Annotated in this window: 8 protein-coding genes; 6 read left to right on the top strand and 2 right to left on the bottom strand. The window is 36.3% G+C overall.

All coding sequences use genetic code 11. From position 1 onward, the window contains the following. Nucleotides 1-15: 15 nt before the first annotated feature. Nucleotides 16-387: a cupredoxin domain-containing protein gene (locus tag LQZ76_RS01805; protein WP_230098056.1), complete on the bottom strand. Its 372-nt coding sequence runs from the start codon at nucleotides 385-387 to the stop codon at nucleotides 16-18. Nucleotides 388-429: 42 nt separating this feature from the next. Further along, a complete protein-coding gene (locus tag LQZ76_RS01800) occupies nucleotides 430-867 on the bottom strand; it encodes a CopY/TcrY family copper transport repressor (RefSeq protein ID WP_230098055.1) in 438 nt (145 codons plus the stop codon). A gap of 409 nt (nucleotides 868-1,276) precedes the next feature. Here LQZ76_RS01800 and LQZ76_RS01795 point away from each other — a divergent pair, with 409 nt between their 5' ends. The 6 genes from LQZ76_RS01795 (at nucleotide 1,277) to LQZ76_RS01770 (ending at nucleotide 13,798) form a co-directional block, all read left to right on the top strand. Beyond that, complete coding sequence (locus LQZ76_RS01795) at nucleotides 1,277-1,891, top strand: restriction endonuclease subunit S (protein ID WP_230098054.1); 615 nt, start codon at nucleotides 1,277-1,279, stop codon at nucleotides 1,889-1,891. Then, nucleotides 1,891-3,204, top strand: coding sequence for an N-6 DNA methylase (locus tag LQZ76_RS01790; RefSeq protein ID WP_230098053.1), 1,314 nt, complete (start codon nucleotides 1,891-1,893; stop codon nucleotides 3,202-3,204). Before LQZ76_RS01795 ends, LQZ76_RS01790 begins: the two co-directional genes overlap by 1 nt. A gap of 164 nt (nucleotides 3,205-3,368) precedes the next feature. Next, a complete protein-coding gene (locus tag LQZ76_RS01785) occupies nucleotides 3,369-4,235 on the top strand; it encodes a DUF3427 domain-containing protein (protein ID WP_230098052.1) in 867 nt (288 codons plus the stop codon). Between the two features lie 368 nt (nucleotides 4,236-4,603). Further along, nucleotides 4,604-6,985 (top strand): DNA phosphorothioation-dependent restriction protein DptF, encoded by a 2,382-nt coding sequence (gene dptF, locus LQZ76_RS01780; protein WP_230098051.1) that lies wholly within the window; start codon nucleotides 4,604-4,606, stop codon nucleotides 6,983-6,985. Further along, nucleotides 6,985-8,322 carry a DNA phosphorothioation-dependent restriction protein DptG gene (gene dptG / locus LQZ76_RS01775; RefSeq protein WP_230098050.1) on the top strand — a complete coding sequence of 446 codons (1,338 nt, stop codon included), beginning with the start codon at nucleotides 6,985-6,987 and terminating at the stop codon, nucleotides 8,320-8,322. Before dptF ends, dptG begins: the two co-directional genes overlap by 1 nt. Then, on the top strand, nucleotides 8,303-13,798 hold the full coding sequence (locus tag LQZ76_RS01770) for an ATP-binding protein (protein ID WP_230098049.1): 5,496 nt from the start codon (nucleotides 8,303-8,305) through the stop codon (nucleotides 13,796-13,798). The genes dptG and LQZ76_RS01770 overlap by 20 nt, the downstream gene beginning before the upstream one ends. The last annotated feature ends 16 nt before the right edge of the window (nucleotides 13,799-13,814 follow it).

Here is a 13,814-nt window from a genome sequence, read left to right as displayed (position 1 = left end):
TCCATTTTATGTAATTTATTTGATAATTACTTTACCGTGGAACATGTCCATCCCACAGGCCCACGTGTATTCACCAGGCTTGCTAGTGTCGATGTTAACGGCAACTTGCTTGTCTTGGGGAAGGGCTTGGTTGATCCCAAAGTCAGAAAAGACCACGTGATCAAGACAACTTGACGCATCTTTACGTGTGAAGTGCAAAGTGGCAGGCACACCGTGTTCAAGGACAACTTCTTCAGGTGAGTAACCACCTTTAACTTCAATATCGATATCTTGGTGATTGTTGGTAACTTTGGCAGTACCCGTCGCAATTTCATGTTTACCAAAGAACCACCAGATGATGAAACCAATTAGCGCAATACCGACGATAAGAACAATAATTTTAGTCATGATAATGACCTCCGTTTAAATATTTAAATATAGGTAGATAAATTAACAACATTTGGCGCAAGTGTCATCGGGTAGGCAATGACAGTGAATCTCAGTTGGGGCATTAGGTAGCTTAACCGTCAAAGCCGCTTGCATGCTAGCAATGTCAGCTTGACTAAGCGTGGTGTCCTTTAGTAGCTTAAGCAGAAGAGGGCCTTTTTCCATGTCACAAATCTGACTGAAAAGGTCCGTGGTAATTTGTTGGACCGCGGGGCCTTCATCAATGAGTGGGGTATAGATGAAGCGGCGACCTTCTTTAACCGTGCTCAAGTAGTTTTTACTTACCAACCGGTGTAACAAGGTTTTGACCGTTGATTCGGACCAATCTTTTTTGAGTTGAATCAGCTGAATGATCTCAGTGCTGCTCGCTTGACCCTTAGTCCAAACAATCCGCATCAATTCCCATTCGGCACTTGTCATTTCCGTACCATTAACTTCCATCGTAATGAGCTCCTTTCGTTATAGACTTTTTGCTAACATTATTGTGCCATGATTGTCTACATTTGTAAACCAATAAACTTAGAATGCTTAAATAAGCGAATTAGGGGATTCTTTTTATTTAAGAAATATAATTATATTTCAAAAGGAATCCTTGCATTTAATGCGTTGGCTTGGTATATTAATAACTGGAATAAAGTTAACTTTCGTTTTATCAAGAATCTTTTTTAGCTATTTTTAGCCGAAAGTTAGCGCCATTTTACACATAACTGCATTTTCACATAGCACCAATGCAGACATATGCAGCGCACATAGTTGCGTGCTTGGCCTAGTCGGTAGGGATGATGGTTCGACGCTATCACCAAGCATATCCGTACACATGATGTACAAAATTAAATAAATGGAGTTCGGTATGAAGTTAAATGATTTAGTAAAGTTACGAACTGGTGAAATCATTACTCGCATTGGCAAGCGGGGAAAGATTGGCTACCAAGTGCAACCAGATGCCAAGCAATTACACTTATATGAAAAAGCAACGTTTACCCGCGAGGCTGGGTTTTACGTAGCTGATGAAGTCCCACGGTATTTAGTTTATGAAGAGGCGGGTAAAACCCTCAAACCGGTTGAACCAGGTAGTTTGTTAATCTCGATTATGAGTACTGAGAGTGCCATCACAACTGGCTACGATAATGATGATATTCCATACTTACTAACGGCAAATTATGCGGAAGTGACTTTGCAACCAAATGCACTGCTTGATTTACGCTATCTCAATTACTGGTTTAATGAAACTGATGCTGCCCGCCGGCAATTGGAATTGGCCAATGAAGTTAAAGGGGCAACGATAAAACGGTTGAACGTGACCAAGATTTTAGACTTTGATATTACGTTACCTGTGATGGATGAACAACAACGGATTGGGCGCATTTACCAAAATACGTTAATGATTCGGGCGTTGGAACAAGAGCAAACTCAACTCGGATATCAACTTTCAATCGCCAAATTAGCACAAGGAGGGCAAGACTAATGGACAGTAAAACGCAACAGCAATTTAATGACTTTTATCGTGATGCACATAGTCAAATTAAGGATGCAAACCTAGTTGATCAGTTAATTGCTGTGTTATTTTTGGCAACCGTGGCCGGACGCGAAACGCCGGTAAGTCAAGAAATTGCCCCATACATGCAAGTTAATACATTTGCTGTGACGCCGCTTTTGACAATTACAACAACCGCCCAAGCAACTGATTCAGCCAATGCTGCTAGCTGGGAATTTGTGCAGACAACGTTAACTGGTAAAGCAGAACATGAATTAGTTTATCAACAATTCATTGGTTTATTGTATGATACAAAGACCCAAACAACGGCAGTGGAAGTTTTTGCGACCTTACTAGAGATTGAAGCAAGCTACAACAAGGATGCCGAATATGTGACCCCAATTGCGATTAACCAATTGCTAAACCAAATCTTGGCCGTTCAAGCAGGTATGACCATTTTGGATCCAACTAGTGGGTCAGCTGGGACGTTATTAACGTTGGGGTCCGACTATCCAGATACGCAATACTATGCCCAAGAAATTAATTTGCGCGTAGCAAGTTTGGCTCGCATTAATGCCTTTTTGCACGGTATTGATAACGAGCATTTTCACTTAATTACCGGGGATACTTTAGCAATCGATCAAATTGATGATTTAAAAGTCGATATTGCCGTCGGGGTGCCACCATTTTCACTTAGCTGGAATACGCAAAATGTCGAAAATGATCCGCGCTTTGCCACTGGGATGGCGCCAAAATCTAAAGCGGATATGGCGTTTATTCAACACATGTTGTATCACTTAAATGACCACGGGCGCATGGCAGTTATCTTGCCAATGGGGATCCTCTTCCGGGGGAATAGTGAATTACGTATTCGTGAACAATTGGTTACTGCTAACTTAATTGATGCCATTATCGGGTTACCAGCGAACTTATTTGTTAATACTGGTATTCCTGTAGCCGTAATTGTATTAGACAAACATAAAGCCACTGAGGATATCTTGTTCATTGACGCAGCCCAAGTAGGTGATCGGGAAAAGCGGGGCCAACAAGAATTAACGAAGCCGGCCATCGATAAAATCACGGATACTTATCAAGCCCGCGAAAACGTCGCAACATTTGCCCAAGTGGTATCGACAGCAACCATCGTTGAAAATGAATTTAATCTCAATATTCCGCGCTATGTCGATACGTATGTTAATAAGCCCCAAGTGGATATTGTAAGTACCAAGGAAAAACTTGACCACTTGGCAGTGACGTTGGCCGCGTTGAAAGCGGAAAATGATCAGTTGCATGGTGCGGATTAAAATAACTAATTTAAAATTGAAATTTATTGGGGAATGAAGATGGACGAATTAAAATTTGATTTACGTGAAATGCAAAGCGCCTTAATGATTTTGAAGCGCTACAAGATCGCCTTAAACGCTTTATTCTTATTAGTAAGCGGATTACTGATTTAGCGGCCTTAGAAATGTTGCTAACGCATGATGCAGTTACGGATGAACAATTAATTGCGGCGTTTGAACAACACGGGTATTTTTATGATGAAGAGACTTTAGGCAGTATTGAAGACTTGTTGTCGTTAAAATACGTTGGCATGGCTGTTTCGACGCGGCCTAATTCATGGAGCTTCGTTAACCGTATTGGCAAGCAATGGCAATTAGGGGCTAAAGTCGCCACAATGTTAGCCCACGCTGAGGAAATGGCAACGGTCCTAGCAGAAGTCCGGGCCGCCAAGGACGAGATATTAAAAGACAACGATGTCAGTGTACGCCTTGAACTCGGTAAGACATACTATGCTTCTGATATCGTACAGGCCTTTAACTGGCGCCGGCGTCCCAATTTCGCTGGTCGCAAACGTGACTGGGAAACACGCTATGATGATCGTTACTGTGTGCTATTGGTTAATCCCGCAACGCAAGCTAGTAATTACGATGACCCATTTAAACCTCATTTTACCAGTGTCGACACGTTAGTCTGGTATGGAACGCGTAATAGCACATTTAATGAACAAAAGCGGGTAGCGTTGGATTCAATGCGTGAATTTGGGAAATTACAGGTCTTCTTAAAAGAACCCATTCCGGATGAAAATGACCGCCGCATGTATCAATATCTTGGTAGCGGTAAGCTGGTTCAAGACAGTACCTTACATTTAGAAAATATCGAAACCGGTGAGGAAGGTAAGATTGCCAAATATGTAATCAAAATTGATCACACTACGGTGCCTAACACGCTTTTCCCACCCATTGACATCACAGCTGCCGAAGCTCGCCTCGAAGCCGTCAACGCACAAATGGCGGCATTACGTAAGACAACAATGCAGTTGATGCGGGATTAGGGGCGATTCAAAACTAAGTTTGTACATTACAGAATAAGAGGATGGGCATATGAATTAATTCAATAATATGCTATATATGAAACGAATTTTGAAAATGGTAAATTTAGTTATTTTGAAATTGAGTCGGGGGCAAGCTATTAAAGGTAATCAAGCGCTAATTTTAAAATCTAAACATACTGATAAATCAAAAAATGTAAAAGCTATGTTTAATTTACAAATCAGATGAACTTAGTGAAAACATTTAATGTATTATGAAGTAAAAAGGCAAAATCAAAATGATTTTGCCTTTTTACTTTAAAATCTCAAATAATAAATACAATAATTGTGTATAATTAAATATTAAATAACATAAATAGTAGGAGAAAGAAATGGTTGGGACTGAATTTAGTCAAATTCTTAAACTTATAAAATTAGCCGCAGCACCATCAATGGCCTATCGTAGAATTGACGAAAAGACGGGATTTGATGCGGAATTAACGAAAAAATTAAACGCAGAGGGTGTTAATACTTTTGCTGATTTTTCCAAAATCGATGTACAACACGTATGGCTCAATAAAACTGGTGAAGAAAAGGCAGTTATTAGTAATGCACTTTTAGCAAATATCAAAATAAACCATACATTATTTGATGTTGCCAATGAAATTATGTGGTGTATTCGTGCGGTATTACCAATGCAAGCTCCCAAAGGGATTTTTAATTTAGATGGATCACTTCATACAAAATTATTCAATTTTTTTACAAATGAAAATGTAAAATATGTATACATGCTTAACGGTGATCGACTAGGGAAAATTTTTAATACAGCATTGTTTACCTTTGAAGAAAAATTAGAGATTTTATTTGTATTATTACCATATGTTGATAAATACGGATATGAACCAGGTAAGAAAGTAACACCAAAAGATATTGATGTTCGTGAAAAAACACTTACCTCAGATGGAGTACGTAAAGCTTCATTTGCCGACTCAATTAAAGTTAATCCTACAAATACAACGATAAAAAAACAAGTTACACCAGCTACGGATGAAGGTTTTGAACCAATTGAAATTACGGTTAGTAATGCACAAACTACAGAAGCTGCCAATTTAACAAAATTAGAGGTGGAATTAGAAAAACTTTCAATTAAGTCACGAGCAGCTATTTCCAATGAAAAAGCCTTTAACGATTTTGAAGCATATATGCACGTTAAACGTCCAATTGAAGATCGTTTCTGGCAAAAAATTCAAGCAACTCTAATTAACGGTACTAAGGGTATCGTATTTTTAATTGGGAATGTTGGTGATGGTAAAAGTCACTTAATTTCATATTTGCGTGACAAGCATGCGGATGAATTTGAACGTGAAGATATCGCGATTCATAATGATGCCACTGAGAGTAATTCCCCTGATAAGACAGCTATTGAAACATTGATTGAACGTTTACAGCCTTATCAAGATACTAATATCAATAATGGTCAACAAGCTCGCTTGATTGTGGCAATTAATTTGGGAGTCCTTACCAATCTGGTGCAAGTCCTTAAGGAACGTACTGACTTTACCAATTTACTTACTTACTTTAACGATAGTGATATTCTCACTAATCCCAGCGATGACCAATACAGTACTGATAATTTTGCGAATGTTTCGTTCTTCGCTGAGAAGGAATATGATTTGGCAGATGGCCAAGTAATTAGTCACTATTACAATGAAGTGTTTGCAAAAATCTTTGCCCCACAAGATAGTAATCCATTTTATCAAGCATACATGTTAGATAAACACGCCAACGTTGAGACGATTACGCATCAAAACTATCAGCTTTTAATGGATACTAATATTCAACAAGCAGCTATCAATCTAATCTTAAAAGCACAAATTGCCAAAAAACAAATTATTTCAACGCGAACACTGTTTAATTTTATCTATGAAGTAATTGTTGGTAGTGACCTTGATGGTAGTGCAGCCTTCTTTCCAAATTCAATTTTTGTAAATAGTGCTAAGTCGGATTTAATTAATAGCATTAGTCAAGTAGATCCAATTAATATGCTGACAAGAACCAGTCGCGATATGAGTATTGGTTTATTTCAATCCATTGACATGCATACGTATGTGAGTCGTCAGTTAACAGTCAATGCAGCGAAATTCGAACATATCTTTAACTATATTGACACGTTACCAATGAATAAACGATATGAAGCATATTTAAATACTTTGTTACGAGCTTTGTATTTTACAAATGAAGATACCAAGCTATTTGAAGATGCGAATTATCAATCATTTTTAGGCTTACTTGTAGATATTCGTGAAAATGGAAATCGCTTTACACCTAAATTAAAATCATTTATCTCAATGATTTTAAATAATTTTTACGCATGGAATGGAAAAGTTGGTACAACAGATGATTATGAATCATTTGTGATAAAAAATGATAGTGACAGTATTATCAAACTAGCAATTAAGGTTGAATTGGATCCTGAAAGCTGGCTTTTAACTAATAAAGAAATCATGGTTACTTTTAATGTAATGGGTACAGAAAAGCAATTTGAAATTGTGATTGACTTTGAATTATATAACTTACTTGCTTTAGCAGAAAGTGGGTATGTTTTAAAGAAGACCGATCGAGAAAGTGCTGTTCGTTTTGCCGCATTTGTTGATGAAGTAATTAATTCAGTGAGTGCCATGCGCGATAATATTTTAATTAATACCAAAGATAATACACTCTTTGAATTACGGCAAAGTCGTATGGAAACAAAATTGAGTAAAGGGGAGCTTTAATGACACCTGCCGAAGATTTAATTGATAAATTAAAAATGCACAACAAGAAGCCAAAGTATAATCGTGGTTGGGCGGGAATGGTTTTACCGTTTGGGACACGTAATCCTGAACGATATACTTTTGGCGATGATTTTTCGGAAATTATCGGCATCATTGTGCGATTATCACTTGGCCTGAAAGCCAAGGTTGATAATGTAGCTGAGACATTTTTAGCACAAATTTTGGAAAACGTTACGATTGATGACGGGATTACAGCGTCAGAAATTGCGACGTTATTTTCGATTGAGACGGGGGCTGATAAAATTCCAGCACTGCTTAAATATATTCCAACTGATAAATTTGGTTTTGAAGAAAAACAAATACTTGGGATGACCCAAGCAGCAGCTTATATTGTTAATTATGCTAGTTTGGAAAGTGATACAGTATGGCGTGAATTCGTAGATCATGAAGAAAGCAAAGATATTTACACCAGTATTATTCTTGAAAACTTACCAGTCTTACAATCAGCAAAGCAAGACAAAGATTTTATTACGATTGATGATGATAATTTACGAAAATATATGATTCAAGATTTACATGTTTTATTACAAAATAAAGCCTTCTTCCTACAACATATTCAAACATTCTTTGGTTTCTATTACTTCTTGTCATTAATTCGGCAAACGATGTTGATATCTCAAGTCGCAGATAAAGAGATTCCATTGTATTTTGCCTATGATAAAGAAAAAGTTAGTGCTTCACGAATGGCAGTAGCTAAGGGATACAACTTACTTAATAATGAAACTAAGAAATTACTAGTATCCTTAAACTTACTTGACTATTTGAATGTTTTGGCTGGAAATAATGATGCGACGACGTATAAAAGTTTAAGTGAACTTATCAGCTTAAATTCGGATGATTTACTTTTGAACTTAAAGCAATTTAATTTTGCCTATGCTAAAGCAACCGATCGGACCGAGAATACCCCGGGTGCTTTGAATGAGGAAATTCAAAAACTACGGACATGGTTAAATGAGGATATTGATCAAGCAACTCAAACTCGATTCCGGAAGCCGTTTGATGAAATTGAACGTTTGGGCTTTGTTAAAAAACGTGGCCGGATTGGTCGGACCTTAAATCTAAAGCAAGAAATGATTTTAGTATTAACAGCTGCAATTGTGGGTAGTGTACCAGAGAAACGGTTACTCGTATCAAAATTGTTTGATGAATTTGCTAAACGTGGAATAAACATGGATAAGCAAACACGTGATCATATCGTGGCTTTATATGATGAAGTCAATATTCTAGAGAAATTAAGTGATAGTGGAGATGCTCAGTATGTCAAATCAATATTATAAATTTTTAGTCGAACAATTACTTAATTGGTTAAGTGAGAATGAAGGGACTTTTGCAGCAGGATCACGTTTCTTTGAAATGTTTGATGAAGAAACAGATGTACAAGCATTTAATCAATACTTGGTGGAAGGTGATTTCCCCGGGAAAGAAGTGTTTGATGCACAAAATGATGGGCTTGATTTCAAGACAATTGCTTTTAATATTCCAAATTCTGATAAAAAAGTGCTGTTTGTGGCTGCACTTGAAAATGTTAAACATGATTTTCTGGTAACCTTGCGTAATCGCGTAAGTGAAAACAATGGTATTTGGCAAAATACCAATATCGTTTTTATTGTTTACCAAGATTTAGATTCAATTATTAGCGGATCATTTGATTTGTCTCAGGGTGGGGCGCCATTTGATTTAAACTTAATCAAGGAAAATTTGAGTAATCGGATTACACGAACAGAACTTTCAAAAGCTGATAAAGCAGTTGTTAATCATTATTTAGCTGAGTTATTAAAAGATGAAAGTACTGCGTTGAAGGATTACGAAACAATTTTTTCTGTCTTAAGCCAAGCAACAATCTCAACACATGACTATAACAAAATGGGATTATTCAGTGATAAAAACTTAGATACGATGTCTGGAAAGGCATTGACCGAACGAATTGCTGAAAATCATAAGTTCTTTCAAGCTATCGAACAAGACCATGACTTTGGAGATGTTGAGGAACGTATTAGTAATCGAGTTGCTGGTCCTGGAATAATCAAAGACCTCAAAGATGAAACTTGGGCGCAAACGGATTTTACTAAAATTGAAAAGGGAATTGAAGAACTCAATAAAGACAAAGATGTTAAATTAAATTTGGATTTTCATGAGCTCGATAACCTATATCAAAGTTGGGTGCGACCAGATGGTGAATCCCAGGCTGCAAAACGCAAACTAAATGTATTAATCTCGTCGTATGATTTTAATCAACCAACGTTTACTTTTGAAATTCCATTTGATGATAAGGTATTTAAATCATCAATTGCCGAATCAACGATTATGTCGCTAAATTTAAATCAACAAAAAGATGTGCGCACTGAAATTGATACTAAAAATAAGAAGCTAATTGTAACCATTCATAATTTTGAAAGTAATACAACTTATGGTGGTCAATTTACTTATAGACATCGGAAAATCAATCGCTTAACGTTCCGGATTTCATTTATGATTGTACCGTTTAAACTTGATAACTTAGATCGCTTAAAACCTGGATTCTCAATTAAAACGGTTAACAAAAAGAACAACCGCTTTGTTGGCTTTTCAATTTCAGATAATATTACTGAATATATCTTTGGAAATGGTGCAACGATCCTAGAAGCTGAGTCTTTGGGGGCGTTAGAAAATCAAGAAATTGCTAATAAACAAATTGTCTTTAGTGATAATGCCAGTTTTGAAGATCAAGATAGTGATATTGCAAAGTTTACAGCGAAGTATAATGGCCAAGTGCTACCAGTTGTCTTTGAAAATCGGGCAGTTAAGGCGGCACCATCATCAGCTATGCAAATTGAAAAATTACGTTTAGCAGCTTTTGATGATGGTTACCAGTTACAATTCTTGGATAATAAAATTGTTCAGGGAAGTAATGCCCATGCGGTTGAAATTAAATACCGTGAGAACTTCCTTGAATTAGAGCAACAGATGATTGCTGAAGACAAAGGTATCTTATTTGGTCGGATTATTAATAATGAAGTATTTGATGATAATGATGGTGTACCTAGTAGCGTAGTGAATGCGTATCACAAACTGTTTGCATACTATCGCAGTGAAGAAACATTACCATCGCTTGCAATTATGGATGTGGAACATAAACAACTATTGCAAAACATCCTTGATGAAATTAATAGTTATTTGACTGATACTTTGGTTCAAAATCAAGCACTTGAAAACGGTGTTCGCCAAATTACTCAAATTGGCCAATTCAAGAAGCAAGGGAATATTTTATTAACCCCGTTCAATCCCTTGTTAATTGCCTATCAACTTGAATTAGACCGTGCATTGGATGGTAAAGTTCCGCACCTTAATGTCTTAAAAACTTTGAATCCGCAAAACTTAATACCATATTTGAAAATTAATAATGAAGACTTTATTGCTCAATATGATGTGACCGCACCTCGTTGGCTATTTTATAACCAAGTGGAAAAAGCTCAATTATCAAATACGGCAAGTAATATCATCCATAATCGTATTAGTGATTACATTAAGCAATATGGAACGATTTTCGCAACTAATCGGGATATGCCGTTAAACATTGCAGCAGTAAACATTGTCGATGAAAGTAATTTCTTTGATGCAATTGTTGCATATTTTATGGAACGCCTGAGTGATGATAAAGTAACGTCAATTGAACAACTTAATCCACTCAATTTATATTTGGATAAAATTGGTTTCAAGTTAAACTCATTATTTGCCAAGCTATTTAAGCTTAACGTACTTGAGGGACTGGATGAGCTTTTACCACAACCACTGAAAATAGCGAAGAAAATTAAAGACAAGTTTGAAGATTATCAAATTTTAGATTTATTACAAACAAAAATTAATATATATCATCTGCCAGCTGGCTTAGAAGATATTCCTGAAACATTATCATTTGATATTACGTTCAATCAATTTACGCAAGAAAAACAAATTGATTTTAAAAATATTGATTTATTAGACAAAAACTACTCATTAGGTGGCTTAATTAGCGGACCGCAATTTAAGGAAAGTGATGACTTCTTTATTAATGGATTTGGAGTAAGTGATTTAGGTAATGCGGAAACGCCATTAATTAAATTCACGAGTTTATGGAATAGCTTAATGCTCGCGGCACAATCGGCAACGCAACAATACGAAAGTGGTAAGACATTTGTTAATTATTTACGGAACTTGCCAAAATCAGAAATTGCTCCTATTTTGAAGTTAAGTAATTGGGTAACATTCATTAAGCCAGACGTTAGCCTTTCTTATTTCTATAATGACCATAACGGTGAAATGCTCGTTATTCACTATATGGATCAAAGTGCAACTAATCAGTACGAAGCAGTTACGGTAACCAATAAGGTTGTCACTTATGAACATGTCTTACAAGAAAATATTTTAAAAGAACGTACCGATGGTGAAATTAGTCCCCATGATACGCAAAATGTTATCAAGAATTTCAATTTACTCAATGGTAATTGGCTGTTACGATTAGTGGCGAACGTAAGTAATCATGTAAATACAGAAAATGTATTACGTGAAAAACTAAGTTTGATTACCGCATACAAACAAGCTTACGGTATCTTAGATATTCCTGGGATTTTTTGGATTCCGATCTCATTGGAAGAAGTTCTACGAGTTTCTACCATGGTCGGAATGAGTAAAGATGATGGTTTATTTTCAGCTAAGAACTTAGGTGGTTCAAATAAGACTGGGCCAATTAGTGATGATCTATTATTTGTAGGAATTGATACGCGAAGTTCAGCATTAAAAATGCACTTCGTACCGGTTGAAGTTAAAATTGGTTTGAATAGTAATCAAGTGACGGATAAGGCGGAGCAACAACTTGCGCATACCAATAAGATTCTTAAAGCCTTTTTAACAGATGCTAATGATGATTTATTTATGCGTCGTTACTATGTGAATTTCTTTAAAGCATTAGTATTAGGTAATTTCGAAAAGCTATTGGCTAGTGACTTGTATTACACAAGTTCTGAATTTGATTTTATAAAACTAAAAAATCAATTGATGGCGGATGAGTTTACTGTCTCATTTGAAATGGATCAATGGCTAGGAAACGGTATTATTTTTGAATTTACGAATGGGGTATACAATCGTAAATTGACATACAAACAGCAAGGTAACTATACCTTAATTAATGTTCCCGAAGATGATGCCTACAATATTGTGACTGATGATATTGAACCGTTGGTTACCAAAATTCAAGCTGGCGAATTTGGTTTTCCAACCAATGAATTACTACGCGAAAAAATATTGCAAAATCCAATTGCAAACCTTGCGGTTGATTCTGATTTACAGCAAGGCGAGTTAGCCGATATTGCAAGTAGTGCTTTGACTATTACGATGGCCGATAGCACAACTGAAATCCATAAAGACATTACTTATGATGAAAATTCATCTGAAGAGGCGCCAGTCGTGCCTGAAGTGGCTGAGACAGTCAACGCCTATGAATTGCCAGAAATTGAACCAGTAACAACGAATATTAGTGAGTCAACGCAAGCTAGTAATGTGGAGCAAGTTGAAGCTATTGATAATCAAAATGATACGTTAGAAATGACTTCCGGAATTATTAAGCCCGAGGATGATAATCTAAATGATAGTGTTGAACAAGACAACATTTCTGTCATTACATCTACACCACTTGAAGCAAAACGGATGCTAATTGGACAAAGTGCAGGTTCGACTCATCGAACATATTGGGAATATGGTAACCCAGGATTAGCTAATCGCCATATGTTAGTTACTGGTCAGTCTGGTCAAGGAAAAACTTACTTCATCCAAACGATGTTAGCTGAATTTGTCAAAAATCAACTTGATACGATTGTTGTCGACTATACGGATGGATTCTTATCAGAGCAACTTGATCCTGAATTTTTAGAACTTATAGATGATAAACTTAATATTAAGTTAGTTTATTTCGAAGGATTACCAATTAATCCTTTCAAGTTACAAATGAAATCTTTGGAAGGATATGAGTTTGAAGAAAATGTAAATGATATGGCTGATCGGGTTGTACAAGTTTTAGATTATGTATTTAATTTAGGCATTCAACAGCGGGCCCTTTTAAAGTCATTGATCCTTGAGGGCTGTAAAATAAATAATAATAAAATGACATTTACAAAACTTAAAATTATTTTGGAAGATAGTGAAATACCTGAGGCAAAAAAATTAAGAGGACGGCTAGAACCTCTCATTGAACGCGATCCGTTTAATTACACAGACGAATTTAATTGGAGCCAATTACTGACAAATCATGGAATTGTACACATTTTCCAATTAAGTTTATTACAACCAACCATTCAAAAAGCGATGATTGAATTTTTATTGTGGGATTTATATCAGTACTCCCAAGGCGGTTCGAAGGATAAACCAATCCCAATAGTTCTTGATGAAGTACAAAATCTTGATTTTAGTAGTACGTCACCATTTGTAAAAATTTTGCGAGAAGGACGTAAATTTGGCTGGTCTGGAATTTTTGCGACGCAAGATATTGATTCAGTTAATGGAGATGCAAAAGATGCACTATTTAATGTTGGTACGCAAGTTCACTTCAAACCAACTGAATCGCAAGTTGCAAATGTTGCGAAACTAATGGCAACAGATTCTAATACACGTGCAAATTTGATGCAAGAGTTGAGTCTGTTACGTCGGGGCTGGGCGGTAGTTAACGGACCGCAGCTTAATAGTTCTGGACAATTAACTCCATCTTATGCAGATGTTGTACAGATTTTAGGTTTTGATCAAAGATAATTTGTTATCTTTGAAA

The sequence above is a fragment of the Periweissella ghanensis genome (genome assembly GCF_918814755.1).
Taxonomy (GTDB): domain Bacteria; phylum Bacillota; class Bacilli; order Lactobacillales; family Lactobacillaceae; genus Periweissella; species Periweissella ghanensis.
This window is presented reverse-complemented; position numbering and strand designations above follow the sequence as displayed.

Coding starts and splice junctions, on each gene's coding strand:
- LQZ76_RS01785 (WP_230098052.1), top strand. CDS start 3,369: ATGTTGCTAACGCATGATGCAGTTACGGATGAACAATTAATTGCGGCG.
- LQZ76_RS01770 (WP_230098049.1), top strand. CDS start 8,303: ATGTCAAATCAATATTATAAATTTTTAGTCGAACAATTACTTAATTGG.
- LQZ76_RS01805 (WP_230098056.1), bottom strand. CDS start 387: ATGACTAAAATTATTGTTCTTATCGTCGGTATTGCGCTAATTGGTTTC.
- LQZ76_RS01795 (WP_230098054.1), top strand. CDS start 1,277: ATGAAGTTAAATGATTTAGTAAAGTTACGAACTGGTGAAATCATTACT.
- LQZ76_RS01790 (WP_230098053.1), top strand. CDS start 1,891: ATGGACAGTAAAACGCAACAGCAATTTAATGACTTTTATCGTGATGCA.
- LQZ76_RS01800 (WP_230098055.1), bottom strand. CDS start 867: ATGGAAGTTAATGGTACGGAAATGACAAGTGCCGAATGGGAATTGATG.
- dptG (WP_230098050.1), top strand. CDS start 6,985: ATGACACCTGCCGAAGATTTAATTGATAAATTAAAAATGCACAACAAG.
- dptF (WP_230098051.1), top strand. CDS start 4,604: ATGGTTGGGACTGAATTTAGTCAAATTCTTAAACTTATAAAATTAGCC.